The sequence below is a fragment of the Ketogulonicigenium vulgare WSH-001 genome, assembly GCF_000223375.1.
GTDB classification, from domain to species: Bacteria; Pseudomonadota; Alphaproteobacteria; order Rhodobacterales; family Rhodobacteraceae; genus Ketogulonicigenium; species Ketogulonicigenium vulgare.
Map to the genome: position 1 here is coordinate 604197 of NC_017384.1, position 13549 is coordinate 617745.

Genomic DNA, 13549 nt, shown 5'->3' on the forward strand with positions numbered 1-13549 from the left:
AGGCGCGCAAGTGCCAAGGAAGGAAAGAATAAAATGTCGCAAATTCAGGGTCGTAAATACGATCTGGTGCTGAAAGGCGGCCATCTTTTGGATGCGCGCAACGGCATCGACGACAAGCGCGATATCGCCATTTTGAACGGCAAGATCGCCGCTGTGGCTGAAAGCCTTGATCCCGCAGGGGCGCGCGTGCGCGATATGGCGGGTTGCTATGTGATGCCCGGCCTGATCGACATCCACACCCATGTCTATCACAAGGCGACCTCTCTTAGTGTTGACCCCGATATGATCTCGCGCCGCTCTGCCACGACGACCTTGGTCGATGCGGGGTCGGCGGGTGCGGGCAATTACGACGGCTTTCGTGACTTTGTGATGAAGCAGTCCGATTACCGTATCCTCGCTTTCCTTAACATTTCCTTTCCGGGCATTTTTGGCTTTGACCACAATCTGTTCATCGGCGAGGCGACATTGGCCGAAATGCTGCCCGTCGACCGCTGCATCGCCAAGATCGAGGCGAACCGCGACAAGATCGTCGGTGTAAAGGTGCGCATCGGCGGCCCCGCGACCGGTCGCCTTGGCCTTGGCGCGCTGGAGTTGGCGCTCGAGGCGGCCGAGGCTGTCGGCCTGCCGCTGATGACCCATATCGGTGGCCCGCCGCCCAGCTATGCCGAGGTGGTCGCGATGCTGCGGCCCGGCGATATCCTGACCCATTGCTATCGCCCCGATCCAAATTCGGCGCTGGGCGCTGATGGGCAATTGCTGCCCGAGGTGCAGGCCGCCCGCGAGCGCGGTGTGTTGTTTGATATCGCCCACGGTATGGGGGCCTTTGGTTTCGAAGTGGCCGAGAAATCTTTGGCCTTGGGGTTCAAGCCCGACCTGATTTCCAGCGATGTGCATGTCGTCAGTCTGGGCGGCCCTGGCTATGATCTGCTGCATACGATGAGCAAGCTGCTGAACTGCGGTATGTCTGTGGCCGAGGTTGTCGCGGCCTCCGCGAATGCGCCCGCGCTGGCGGTGCGTCGGCCGGAACTCGGCCATTTGGGTGTCGGCGCGATTGCCGATATCACCGCGCTGCAGGTCGTGGACGCCGGTTTCACCTTTACCGATGTGCGCGGGCAGACGCGCAAGGGCGATCGCCTGTTCCATCCGATGGCGGTTTATCAGGCCGGGCGCGAGGCGGAAATCGCGCGGCGCACCTTTGAAGAGCCGTTCTTTCATCTGCAACCCTGCGCCTGCGGAGGGCATTGATGCCATTGGTCGAAATTTGCGTCGAAAACGTCGACGAGGCATTGGCCGCCGAGGCCGCGGGCGCGGACCGGATCGAGCTTTGCGCGGCGCTCGGGACCGAAGGGGGGATCACCCCCTCGGTCGGATTGGTGCAGGTGGCGCAGACCTATCTGGAACAGGTGCTGATCTATCCGATGGTGCGCCCGCGCGGCGGCGATTTCGTGTATACAGCATCGGAATTTGAATCGATGCTGGGCGATATTTCGGCCTTTCGCGCAGCTGGCATACCCGGTGTGGTGGCCGGTTGCCTGATGCCGGACGGCACCATTGATCTCGACCGGATGCGGGCGATTGTGGCGGCGGCGGGCGGGATGGATGTCACCTGTCACCGCGCCTTTGACATGACCCGTGACCCGTTTGAGGCGCTCGAGGCGCTGATCGCCGCCGGTGTCAGCCGCGTCCTGACCACCGGCCAACAGGCGCGCGCTGCGCTGGCGCTGCCGCTGCTGCAGAATCTGATCCGCGCCGCGCGCGGGCGGATCATCATTCTGGTCTGCGGTGATCTGACCCCCGCTGATATCGACCCCGATGGCACGCTGGCAGGCGGTTACGAGTTCCATTTTGGCGCCGGAAAACAGGTCGATAGCCCGATGATCTATCGCAATCCCGCCGTCTTCATGGGCAAGGATGCCGAAAGCTCTGAATTCACCCGCCGTGTGGCGGATGAACAGGCGCTGCAGCACAAGATTGCGGCGGCAAAGGGCCTATGAGGCCAGCAAATGCTGTCCGTAGTCACTGGTCAGCGCGCGGGCTTTCAGCGCGCTGACATCGGCCATCTCCTGCACCTCGCCGTGGCGCAGCACGGCCAAACGGTCGCAAAGGAAAGACACGACCGACAGGTCATGCGCCACCAGCAGATAGGTCAGCCCGCGCGATTGGCGCAGGGATTTCAGCAGATTCAAGATCTCGGCCTGCACCGAGACATCCAGCGCCGAGGTCGGCTCGTCCAGCAGCAGGATCTGCGGCTCTAGCATCAGGGCGCGGGCGATCGCGACGCGCTGGCGCTGGCCGCCCGACAGTTGGTGCGGCAGGCGAAAGCGGAAATGCGCCCCAAGGCCGACGGCTTGCAGCACATCGCTGATCCGCTCCTCGCGCCGGTCCATTTTGTGGATCTGCAGCGGCTCCATCAGCGTGGCATGGACGGTTTTGCGCGGATGCAATGAGCCATAGGGGTCCTGAAACACCATCTGCATCAGGCGGGGACCGGCGCGCATCTTGCCGTTTTCCGCGATCTTATCCGCGACGGTCATCTTGCCGGTCCAGCTATCCACTTGCCCGGCCAGCGCTTTCAGCACCGTCGACTTGCCCGAGCCGCTTTCACCGACCAGCGCGAAACTTTCGCCCCGCGCGATATCCAGGTTCATGCCTTTGACGACGCGGGTCTCGCCATAGAAAATATCAAGGTTGTCCAGACGGATCATTTGACGCCCTCCAGCATGGCGCGATCAAGAACGGGCAGCACGTCGCGTGTCTCGTCCAGTTGCGGCTGCGAGGCGAGCAGCCCGCGCGTATAGGGATGTTGGGCCTGATCCAGCGCGCCCGCCGCGCATTCCTCGACAATCTTGCCCTGATACATGACCAGAACGCGATCGCACCAGCGCGAGACCATGCCAAGGTCGTGGCTGATCATCAACAGGCCCATGCCGCGGCGGCGCACCAGATCATCCATGATCTCCAACACTTGGCCGCGCACGGATACATCAAGCGCCGAGGTCGGCTCGTCCGCGATCAGCAGGGCGGGCTCCATAATCACCATCATGGCGATCATGACGCGCTGCCCCATGCCGCCCGAGACCTCGTGCGGATAAAGTTTCGCGACACGCTCCGGGTCGTGAATGCGCACCGATTCCAGCGCGGCGATGACGCGGGCGTGGCGTTCCTTGCGGGTGAATTTGCCGTGGAAGGACAGCACTTCACCAATCTGCGCGCCGATGGTCATCACCGGGTTCAGCGAGAATTTCGGGTCCTGCATGATCATCGACATCTGCATCCCGCGCAGATGCCGCAGCTTTGATTCGGGTTGGCCCAGGATGTCTTGGCCCTTGAATGTCAGCCGATCTGCGGTGACGCGGCCGGGGGGCGGGATCAGCCCCATCATGGCGCGCCCGGTCATGGATTTGCCCGAGCCGCTTTCGCCCACAATGCCGACCCGCTCGTTCCCGACGGACAGCGAGATGCCTTTGACGACCTCGACCATGCCCGTCTCTGACGGGAAGGCGACGCGCAGGTTCTGAACTTCGATCAGAGTGCTCATCCTTTGGTCTTTCCTTTGGGGTCCAGAATATCGCGCAGCCCGTCGCCAAAGAAACAAAAGCCAAGGCTGACGATGACGATGGCAAGGCCGGGCATGGTGGCGACCCACCATTGGTCGATGATGAAATCCCGCCCGCGCGAGATCATCGCCCCCCATTCGGGCAGGGGCGGCTGTGCGCCAAGGCCGATAAAGCCAAGCCCCGCCGCCGTCAGAATGATCCCCGCCATATCCAGCGAGGCGCGCACGATGGTCGATGACAGGCACATCGGCAGGATATGCTGAAAGATCACGCGGATATGCGAGGCACCCTGCATGCGTGCGGCGGTGATGAAATCGGCACCGCGCAGCGTGATCGCCTCGGCTCGCGCGATACGGGCATAGACCGGCCAGCTGGTGATGGCGATGGCGATCACCGCGTTCTGAATGCCCGGCCCCAGCGCGGCGACAAACGCCAGCGCAAGGATCAGGCGGGGCAGGGACAGGAAAATATCGGTGACGGCCATCAGCACGCGATCCCACCAACCGCCCAAATAGCCCGCAGCCGCGCCCAAAATCAGACCGATCGGCGCAGAAATCACCGCCACCATCACGACGATGGTCAGCGTGATGCGCGCCCCAAAAATCACGCGGGAATAGATGTCGCGGCCGAGCTCATCCGTGCCCATCCAATGGCTGGTCGAGGGCGGCAGCAGGCGCTGCGACAGCGTGCCAAACAGCGGGTTATGCGTCGCAAGCAGTGGGGCGAATGCCGCAACCAGCAGCAGGATCAGAATGATGACCGCGCCCACCATCGCCAGCGGATTGCGGCTAAAGGCGCGCGCCATGCGGTAAGCTTGGCCCAGCCGGAACTGAACCATGTTTTCGGGCGTCTCGGACAGCAACCATTCGCGTCGTGTTGTCATACCTGCCCCCTTAGCGCGCACGCGGGTCGAGCAAGCTGTAAAGCAGGTCGGACCCTTTGTTGATAATGATGAAAACCGCGCCGATCACCAAGGTGCCGCCCAGAACGGCGTTCATATCGGCGTTCAGCAGGGCGGTGGTGATGTAATTGCCGATACCGGGCCAGCTAAAGACGGTCTCGATCATGACGGACCCTTCCAGCAGCGCGGCATAGGACAGGCCGACCACCGTCACCAGTTGGATGCGGATCGGGCGAAAGGCATGGCGCCACAGGATGATGCGGGGCGGGGCACCTTTGACGCGGGCGGTCAAAATGAATTCCTGCCCCAGCTGTTCCAGCATGAAACTGCGGGTCATGCGCGAAATATAGGCCAGCGAGAAAAAGCCAAGGATCGCGGCGGGCAGGATGATGCGGCGAAACGCGCTGTGGAAACTTTGCATATCGCCCGCCAGCAGGCTGTCGATCAGCAACAGGCCCGTGCGCACCGGCACCATGCCGTCCAAAAAGATATCAATCCGCCCCGGCCCGCCGACCCAGCGCAGCCGTGCATAAAAAATAACCAAACCGACCAGACCCAGCCAGAATGCGGGAATCGCATAGCCGGCAAGGCCGACGACACGGATGACCTGATCGATCCATGTGCCCTGCCGCCACGCCGCATAAACGCCCATCGGCACGCCCAGCACCACGCCAATGATGATCCCCAGCGTTGCCATTTCCAGCGTGGCGGGGAAGACGCGCGACAGATCCTCGGCCACGGGACGCCCGGTCGAGACGGACCGTCCCAGATCCCCTTGTAAAACATCCAGAATATAGCTGCCGAATTGCACGATCATCGGGCGATCAAGGCCCATAGCCTCGCGCGCGGCATTATACGTCTCGGTCGAGGCGCGATCGCCCACCACCGCCAGCACCGGATCAATCGGGATCACGCGCCCGATGAAAAAGGTGATAGCCAGCAGGCCGATAAAGGTGATCGCGACGGTCAGCAGCAGCCCGGCAAGGCCGCGCGCCCGGTTCGAGATCCGTTTTCCGAAAGCGGCAAGGCTTGGGCTCATCTGGCGATCATCCTATTCTCCGATAAGGGCGGCAGGCGCGAAATTTTATATGTCTGATTTCGTTTGACGATGTGATTTATTTTGATACCGTCAAAGAAATTTTACCAGACCTTTACGTGGGAATGTCGTGAAAGGGAATGCCGCCATCGCAGAACATGCGCCCGAACCCGTCCGTGAAACCCGTGCCAGCCTTGGCGGGGATCGACCGGTTTACGGTAGCCGCATTCGCGAGCTACGCAAGAAAAACGGCCTGACGCTGCAACAGCTCTCAGATCGCGCCGGGCTTTCGGTTGGATTTTTGTCACAATTGGAGCGGGACAAGGCCGTGCCGTCGCTGCCGTCGCTGCGGTCGCTGGCGCGGCTGGCGCAGGTGCTGCAGGTGGATATCGACCATTTCATTTCGACCCCGCGGCCCAGCGACAGCCTTAGCCGTGCGGCGGGCCGGGACAGTTTCGGCACCGGTCCCGGCCGCGCGCGATACGAGCGGGTGACGACCGTGATGCCCGGCAGCAATCTGACCGGCATCATCATCCACATGCCCCCCGGCTGCCGCCTAGAGACGACATCCCACCCCGGCGAGGAGTTCATCCTGATGCTGGAAGGTGAGATCGAAGTAACCCTTGGCGATGTGACGATGCGCATGGTCAAGGATGACGCGCTGCATTTCATGGGTGACGTGCCCCATTCCAGCCGCACCATCGGCAAGGCTGAGGCACGCCTTTTGTGGACAGGCACCGCGCCCAATATTTTTCCAACCGTTCTTTCGGGTCCAACCGAGTAATAACAGGAGAGGGTTATGAATTTCTTGAAAACCGGCCTCGCCGTCAGTCTGCTGGCCGTGATGGCCAGCCAGTCTGCCGCCGAAACGCCCGCCAATGCGCTGGTCGTCGCGCAGAATATCGACGATATCGTCACCATCGACCCGGCCTCGGCGTACGAGTTCACCTCGGGCGAATATGTAGCGAATACCTATGACCAGCTGGTGCGCTATGATGCGGTCGACACCACCGTTTTGGCCGGTGCGCTGGCCGAAAGCTGGGAGGTTGACGCCGAGGCCAAGGCGATCACCTTTACCCTGCGCGAAGGCGTGACCTTCTCGTCCGGCAATCCGGTGACGGGTGCGGATGTGGTGGGCTCGTGGACGCGCGTTCTGACGCTGAACAAAGCGCCCGCTTTCATCCTGACCCAGCTTGGCTGGACGGTCGATAATATCGCCGAAATGGTCACCGCCGATGGCAATACTGTCACCGTGCGTTATGCAGGCGATTTCGCACCGGCTTTCGTGCTGAACGTGCTGGCCTCGCGCCCCGCGTCCATCGTCGATTTCACCACCGCCATGGCGAATGAAGTCGATGGCGATATGGGTCATGCCTGGCTGAACCAGAATTCGGCAGGCTCGGGTCCCTTCGTGCTGCGCCAGTTCAACCCCGGCCAGATGATCGCGCTGACCGCGAACCCGAATTACTACGCGGGCGCCCCCGCGATGGAACAGGTCATCATCCGCCACGTCCCCGAGGCCGCAACCCAGCGTCTAATGCTGGAAACCGGCGATGTGGATATGGCGATGAACCTGACGCCTGACCAGGTTGCCGGCCTCGCGGGCACCGAGGGCGTCGAGGTCGAGACCTTCCCGCAGGCGGCTGTTCACTGGCTGTCGTTCAACCAAAAGGACGAGGATCTGACCAACCCCGCCGTTTGGGAAGCCGCCCGCTATCTGGTGGATTACCAAGGCATGGCCGACACGCTGCTGAACGGTCAGATGATCGTGCACCAAGCGTTCTGGCCCACCGGCTATCCGGGCGCGGTCGAGGATAACCCCTTTACCTATGACCCTGAAAAAGCGGCGCAAATTCTGGCAGACGCCGGCGTCGAGCTGCCGATCCGCGTCACGCTGGATGTGATCAACTCGAACCCGTTCACCGATATGGCGCAGGCGCTGCAAGCCAGCTTTGCCCAAGCCGGGATCGAATTCGAGATCCTGCCCGGCACCGGCAGCCAAGTGATCACCCGCTATCGCGAGCGCTCGCACGAGGCGATGTTGCTGTATTGGGGCCCCGACTTTATGGACCCGCATTCGAACGCCAAGGCTTTCGCCTATAATGCGAATAACGACGACGATCACTATGCCTCGACCACCACATGGCGCAACGCATGGATGCCGCCTGCGGAAATGAGCGAGCTGACCATGGCCGCCCTGACCGAGGCTGACCCCGAGGCGCGCCTTGATATGTACCGTGATCTGCAGCGTCAGGTGCAGGCGGAATCGCCGATCGTTGTGATGTTCCAAGCCGTCAAACAAGTCGCGATGGCCGATAATGTCGAAGGCTTCGTCAACGGCGCATCCTCCGACTACGTCTACTACCGTCTTGTGACAAAAGAATAATCCAAAAAGGCGGGCGGCAATGGTCGCCCGCCTTTCCCATTGGGCCAAAACCGCCTATCAACGCTTGAAACCACAGCAAGGGTTAGGCCATGGGATTCTTTGTATTTCTGCACAGCGCGACATCTTATCTGGGTTTCCTGTGGACCCTGTTCTGGGTCGGCGGGATCTTGTTCGGCGCGGGTGATATTGCGCGCTTCCCCACTATGTATCGCAAATGCATCTATCTGCCGATGATGGTGCTGACGGGCCTTTCGGCCGTTTTCGGCATTATCGTGACGCTGTTCGGCCCGTGGCTAATGTGGGTTTTCCCCTGGGTCGGCTTTGCCGGGATCGCTGTCCACAACATCCTTGGCGCGAAAAGCCGCCGTGCCCTTTATGCCATGCAAACCGGAACCGCGTTGAAATTCGCCGCGATCCAACTGCTGGTGCTGATCATCGTGCTGATCTTGATGATCTGGAAACCTTTCTAAGGTTCGATGACCGCAATGCCGTGCCGATGCAGGAAAGCTGCAATGATCGGCGCGGCATTTGCCGCGATGCCCTCGATGAACGCGCGGCCTTTGTTTGCCGTCGCGGGGCGGGGATCGCCGAACACCCCGCTGGGGTTGAAACTGCGCAACTGCATCGGCTCGGCCCCAAAGGTCGCCGGAAACGTCGGATAGCTGGGGGCGGCATCCGCCATCCGTACCGCATCCGGCCGCAGCGCCAACATCATCGAGGTTTCGACCTCATCCGCGTGATAGAAATGCGGCGCGGCAGGGGTGCTGTCGCAGTGTTTCTCTGCCAGCTCGGCAAGGCCCGGATAATCCAGATGCAGGCAGGGCAGCCCGCCGCCTGCCAGATCGCGCGCCGCCAGCAACATCGGTTCATGATTGCCGAAATGCCCATTCAGCAAGATCAGGCTAGACACCCCCATCTCTTGCAGGCCCTTGCCGATATCGGTGATCGCCGCGCGCAGCGTGGCGGGCGACAGCGACAGCGTGCCGGGGTAGGCGGCATTGTTCCACGCATCGCCATAAGGCATTGCAGGCAGCAGCAGCGCATCAAGCGGATCTGCAATCGCCCGCGCCACACCCAGCGCCAGATCGGCATCCACCGTCAGCGGCAAATGCGCGCCATGTTGTTCGACCGCGCCCAAAGGCAACACGGCGACAGTCGGTCGCGTGAGGCGGGCCTCGACATCGGTCCACGGCGTAAAGGCGAAATCAAGCGCGGGCATCTCTCAGTTCCATTCCAAAATCGTCAAAGACGCGTCCGGCGCAACCGCCGCCAGCAGATCGGCACTGGCACGGGCCAGATCGACAACCGCGCCTTTGGGCCGCGCGAACCATGCACGCGCAATATCGCCATAGCTATGCCCGTGATCCAGCAGCATGATCAGCGCCGCCTGCGCGGGCATGATGGTCGGGTTATAGGCGCAGCTTTCAATGCTGGTGCCCCAAACTTGGGTGCCATCGCCCAGTTCCAACACCAGCGCCGAGGGGCAGTGGCTATAGGGCACATGCGCGCGATTGCCCGCATGGATCAGCAGATCGCGGGCAGGGCCATCGGCCAGCGCCAGATCATGCGCGACATGGCCGGGGATCGCGCCTGCGGTTTCGAGCGCGGCGGGGTTGAACGGAAAGGGCAGCAGGTCATCCATCACATAGGTGCCGCCGCGCGGGTCGATCAGGCGCAAATCTGGCGCGCTCTCGAATTCCGTCAGGAATTGGCGGCAGTGCCCGCAGGGATGTGCCGCCGTCAGCGCGATATGTGACAGGCTTTCACCGCGCAAAAAGGCGCGGGTGGTGACAAAACCCTCGCCATGGATCGCCTGTCCCAGATGCGCGCCCGGAAATTCGATATTCCCACCGAGTGTCAGCGCACCACTGCCCGCCGCACGCCCGACGGTGCCAACGTGAAAGCCTGAAATCGGCGGCGTCGCGACTTTTTCCGCATCGGGCAGCAGCAGGAGCATCAATTCCTCGACCCCCGATAGGCCATGGCGGGCGATGACGCTATCTGCGTGATCAGCCGTTATCCGGCGGCCTTCATGACGCAGATAGGCGTGGTCCGCCAGCGGCGACAGAGCGTCGGCGCGGATGGCGTCTTGGTGGTCCGATAGCTGCAAAAGGCGCGCGGGCACATCAGGATTTGCGGGGATACGCGTGGCGAACATGGTCTTTCCTGCCTCTATTTGCGGCGAATGCCAGCCGTGCATGCGTGCCGCCTGTTGTCTGAGTTTGACATTGGCGCAAGGCTGCGCCTTTTCTATGTAACCCTTTGACGGACTTCGGACAGTATGACCAGTTTTTTGCTGATAAATGCCCATGTTTTGACGGTAGATGCCGCAGATACAGCCTATGAAAAGGGCTGGGTCGCGGTCAAAGATGGGCGCATCGCAGGCACCGGCGCGATGGGCTCCGAGCCTGCGGGCTATGCCGATATTCGTGACCTGTCGGGCCATCTGGTGATGCCCGGCCTTGTGAATGCGCATACCCATACGCCGATGGTGCTGTTTCGCGGCGTCGCCGAGGGGCAAAGCCTGCTGACGATGGACGGCTGGTATAATGCCATCCGCGAGCCGGAACTGTCGCTGGTCGCCGAAGATATCCCGCCCGCCGTTGCGCTTTCTTGTGCCGAGATGCTGCTCTCCGGCACCACCACCTTTTGCGAGCAATATTTCTTTGCCGAGGAAATCGCCGGTGCCGTCCGGCAGGCAGGCCTGCGCGGCGTCATCGCCTATGGCATCGTTCAACTGGGCGATCCCGATGTGGGCAAGCGCGAGCTGGCCCTGGCTGAGGCTTTCCTTGCCGGGCAGCGCTCGCCCGACGGCCGCGTGATTCCGTGGTTTGGCCCGCATGCCCCCTATGTCGATAATACCGAGGACCTGCTGCGCGCCGAGGTCGAAGTGGCCAACACCTATGGCGCGGGCCTGCATATGCATATGGCCGCCGGCCCCGAAGATAATGACATATCGCTAAAGCTATATGGCAAGACAGCCGCTGTAGCCCTTGAAGAAACAGGTTTTTTCAACGGCAGGGTGCATGTGGCGCACTGCCTTGACCTGTCGGACGAGGATATCGCCGTCTTTGCCCGCGCGCCTGCCGCCTCGGTCGCCTATTGCGCGACGGCGGGCCTGAGGTCAGGGCGCGAGGGGATCTGCCCCGTTGTCACCTTGCGCGCGGCGGGCGTTCCCGTCGGCATCGGCACCGATAATGTCGCGGCGAATAATTCCTATGATATGGTGCAGGAAATGCGCGTCGCGGGCCTTGTCGCCAGCCACCGCGAGGGCGTGGCGCAGGTCATCTCTAGCCGCGATCTGATCCGTATGGCCACGATCGAGGGCGCAAAGGCGCTGGGTCTGGACCATGAAATCGGCTCGTTGGACATCGGCAAAGCTGCTGATATCATCAGCATCGACATGCGTGGCCCGGGCTGGTCGCCGACACCGGATGTGGAAACGGCGCTTGTATATTCAGGCTCGGGGCGAGATGTGCAGGATGTATGGGTCGCGGGCGAGGCGCTGGTCGCAAATCGCAAGCTGGTCCGGACAGATTACGAAACCGTTCGCGCGCAATATGAGGCGACCCATCAGACGTTCTGGGCGCGTGTGCGTGCGGCAAAGACAAAGGCGAATTAAGTGAGAAACCCTGTTATTTTCGACTCGGACGGTGGTGTTGACGACGCGCAGGCGCTGCAAATGTTGCTGGCGGGCGGCGTTGTGCCGATGGCGATCACCTCGGTTTTCGGCAATGTCAGCCTGGCGGCTGCGACGCGCAACCTGCTGACCGTGCTGGAAGTCACCGGCCATGGCGGTGTGCCGGTCTATACGGGCGCTGCGGTGCCGATGGTGCAGCCCGTCATTGATGCGACGCATATCCACGGCGAAGACGGCCTTGGCGGCGCGCCGCGCCCCGCATCGATCCCTGCGCCCGCTGGCGATGATGCCGTGACCTTCCTGCGCGAGACCTTCCGCAATAGCGCCGCCAATGGCACCAAGACCGACATCATCATGATCGGCCCGCTGACCAACCTTGCACTGGCGCTGCGCCTCGAGCCCGCGATCACTGCCGGTATCGGCCGCCTGACCATTATGGGCGCGACGGTTTATGGCCGCGGTAACACCACCCCCGCCGCCGAATTCAACATCTGCGCCGACCCCGAGGCGGCTGCCGTTGTCTTCCAGGCGGATATCGACACGATCGTCGTCCCGTGGGAGCCCTGCACCACCCATTTCATCAGCCGCGACGCGGCCCGCGCCATGATCGCCGCCGAGGCGCCCAGCTTTGTGCGTGATTTCTCGTCCGCGCTGCTGGAACATGCCTGCAAGACCGATGAATTCTACGGCGGCGACGGCAAGTTCAAATATGTCGATCCCTTTGCGATTGCGGTTTATCTGAACCCAGACCTCGTGATCAAAACCATCAAGGCCTCGGTCGATGTCTCGCTGGCGCTGGGCATCACGCGCGGCATGACGGTGGTTGATCCCTCGGGCCGCCTTGGCACGCCGATGATCACGCTGGTCGAGACGGGCGATGTGACGCAGTTGACCGCCGCTTATAAGGCGTCGATTTCTTATCACGCATAACCAACAGGAGATTTTCCCATGTCCATCCTGATCACCCGTCGCGGCTTTGGCGCGACGCTGATGGCCAGCACCGCGATTGCCGCTTTTGCAGGCAGCGCAACGGCCCAGGCTGCGACCCGTGTGGCCTTTGTGGTGCACGGCCAGCTTGGTGATAAAAGCTTCCTCGACTCGGCTGCGGCCGGTCTTGCCCGCGCAGCCGAAAGCCTGCCGGTCGAGACGACCGTGATCGAGCCGGGCAATGACCGCTCGCGCTGGGAGCCGGCGCTGGCGGATGCGGCTGATCAGGGCTACGACATCATTGTCGTGGGGACATGGGAAATGACCGGTTTCGTGGTCGCGCTGGCACCCGAATTTCCCGATACCAAATTCATCATCTTTGACGACGCGCCCGATTTCGCGGCCGCCAGCCTGCCCAATGTGCTGGCGATCACCTATCGCACCTCGACCGCGGCTTTCCTTGCGGGCTATGCGGCGGCCAAGGTCAGCCAAACCGGCAAGATCGGCGAGATTTTCGGTGTCGAAGGCGCGACCATTTTGGAATTCGCGGTCGGCTTTGAGCAAGGCGCCCGCCATGCCAACCCCGAGGTCGAGCTGATCCGCGCGGTCGCAGGCAGCTTTACCGACCCCGCCAAGGGCAAGGAACTGGCGCTGACCCAGATCGCGCAGGGCGCGGATGTGATCTTCCCCATCGCGGGCGGCACCGGCATCGGCGCGCTGCAAGCGGCGCGGGACGAGGGCAAACTCGCCGTCGGCGTCGATAGCGATCAGGCCCTGATTTTCGAGGCGACGGACGAGGCACAGGCGAAAGCCATCTTCACCTCGGTCGAGAAGAAGGTCGGCGACTCGCTTTATCTGGTGCTGGAGCAGACGCTGGCGGGCACCGCGCCCTATGGCTCGACCATCGTGCTGGGTCTGCAAGACGGCGCGGTCGGCATCTCGAAAAACGCCTATTACGAGGCGGTTGTCCCCGCTGATGTGCGCGCCGAGGTGGATGCGCTAGAGGCGCAGATCATCGCCGGCGAGATCACCGTCGAGACGATGATGTAATAAAGGCAGATGCGCCCGCGGGGATATCCCTCGCGGGCGCGCTGCGTTTAAG

The 13549-nt window shown here is 62.2% G+C and carries 14 protein-coding genes; 8 read left to right on the plus strand and 6 right to left on the minus strand.

Going from position 1 to position 13549, the window contains the following annotated elements; genetic code table 11:
* Window positions 1-33 precede the first annotated feature (33 nt).
* Complete coding sequence (locus KVU_RS02960; RefSeq protein ID WP_013383848.1) at window positions 34-1245, plus strand: amidohydrolase/deacetylase family metallohydrolase; 1212 nt, start codon at window positions 34-36, stop codon at window positions 1243-1245.
* Window positions 1245-1994 (plus strand): copper homeostasis protein CutC, encoded by a 750-nt coding sequence (locus tag KVU_RS02965; protein ID WP_013383849.1) that lies wholly within the window; start codon window positions 1245-1247, stop codon window positions 1992-1994. The genes KVU_RS02960 and KVU_RS02965 overlap by 1 nt, the downstream gene beginning before the upstream one ends.
* On the opposite strand, the gene KVU_RS02970 is transcribed toward KVU_RS02965, so the two are convergent.
* From KVU_RS02970 to KVU_RS02985, 4 genes are read right to left on the minus strand one after another with little or no spacing between them, the layout of a single operon-like run.
* Window positions 1989-2705, minus strand: a complete 717-nt coding sequence (locus KVU_RS02970; RefSeq protein WP_013383850.1) for an ABC transporter ATP-binding protein — start codon at window positions 2703-2705, stop codon at window positions 1989-1991. The two genes, KVU_RS02965 and KVU_RS02970, sit on opposite strands and share 6 nt — an antisense overlap.
* Window positions 2702-3538, minus strand: a complete 837-nt coding sequence (locus KVU_RS02975) for an ABC transporter ATP-binding protein (protein ID WP_014537582.1) — start codon at window positions 3536-3538, stop codon at window positions 2702-2704. Before KVU_RS02975 ends, KVU_RS02970 begins: the two co-directional genes overlap by 4 nt.
* Window positions 3535-4440 (minus strand): ABC transporter permease, encoded by a 906-nt coding sequence (locus KVU_RS02980; RefSeq protein WP_014537583.1) that lies wholly within the window; start codon window positions 4438-4440, stop codon window positions 3535-3537. The genes KVU_RS02975 and KVU_RS02980 overlap by 4 nt, the downstream gene beginning before the upstream one ends.
* Before the next feature lie 10 nt (window positions 4441-4450).
* The gene (locus KVU_RS02985; protein WP_013383852.1) at window positions 4451-5497 is read right to left on the minus strand and encodes an ABC transporter permease; all 1047 of its coding nucleotides are present in this window, start codon (window positions 5495-5497) and stop codon (window positions 4451-4453) included.
* Between the two features lie 127 nt (window positions 5498-5624).
* Between KVU_RS02985 and KVU_RS02990 the strand changes: the two genes are divergently transcribed.
* The 3 genes from KVU_RS02990 to KVU_RS03000 all read left to right on the plus strand — a co-directional run bounded on the left by KVU_RS02990 (window position 5625) and on the right by KVU_RS03000 (window position 8350).
* Complete coding sequence (locus KVU_RS02990; RefSeq protein WP_014537584.1) at window positions 5625-6278, plus strand: helix-turn-helix domain-containing protein; 654 nt, start codon at window positions 5625-5627, stop codon at window positions 6276-6278.
* A gap of 15 nt (window positions 6279-6293) precedes the next feature.
* Window positions 6294-7880, plus strand: a complete 1587-nt coding sequence (locus KVU_RS02995) for an ABC transporter substrate-binding protein (protein ID WP_014537585.1) — start codon at window positions 6294-6296, stop codon at window positions 7878-7880.
* A gap of 89 nt (window positions 7881-7969) precedes the next feature.
* Window positions 7970-8350: a hypothetical protein gene (locus KVU_RS03000; RefSeq protein WP_013383855.1), complete on the plus strand. Its 381-nt coding sequence runs from the start codon at window positions 7970-7972 to the stop codon at window positions 8348-8350.
* On the opposite strand, the gene KVU_RS03005 is transcribed toward KVU_RS03000, so the two are convergent.
* Together KVU_RS03005 and cdd are read right to left on the minus strand one after the other, a co-directional pair.
* Window positions 8347-9099: a creatininase family protein gene (locus KVU_RS03005; RefSeq protein WP_013383856.1), complete on the minus strand. Its 753-nt coding sequence runs from the start codon at window positions 9097-9099 to the stop codon at window positions 8347-8349. The genes KVU_RS03000 and KVU_RS03005 overlap by 4 nt on opposite strands.
* 3 nt (window positions 9100-9102) lie before the next feature.
* On the minus strand, window positions 9103-10038 hold the full coding sequence (cdd, locus tag KVU_RS03010) for a cytidine deaminase (protein ID WP_014537586.1): 936 nt from the start codon (window positions 10036-10038) through the stop codon (window positions 9103-9105).
* 123 nt (window positions 10039-10161) lie between these two features.
* Here cdd and KVU_RS03015 point away from each other — a divergent pair, with 123 nt between their 5' ends.
* Genes KVU_RS03015 through KVU_RS03025 form a run of 3 tightly spaced genes read left to right on the plus strand, consistent with a single transcriptional unit; the run spans window position 10162 to window position 13497 of the window.
* Entirely contained in the window at window positions 10162-11502 is a 1341-nt protein-coding gene (locus tag KVU_RS03015) for an amidohydrolase family protein (RefSeq protein ID WP_013383858.1), read from the plus strand.
* Window positions 11503-12450 carry a nucleoside hydrolase gene (locus tag KVU_RS03020; RefSeq protein ID WP_013383859.1) on the plus strand — a complete coding sequence of 316 codons (948 nt, stop codon included), beginning with the start codon at window positions 11503-11505 and terminating at the stop codon, window positions 12448-12450.
* An 18-nt stretch (window positions 12451-12468) separates the two neighbouring features.
* The gene (locus tag KVU_RS03025) at window positions 12469-13497 is read left to right on the plus strand and encodes a BMP family lipoprotein (protein ID WP_013383860.1); all 1029 of its coding nucleotides are present in this window, start codon (window positions 12469-12471) and stop codon (window positions 13495-13497) included.
* Window positions 13498-13549: the final 52 nt, after the last annotated feature.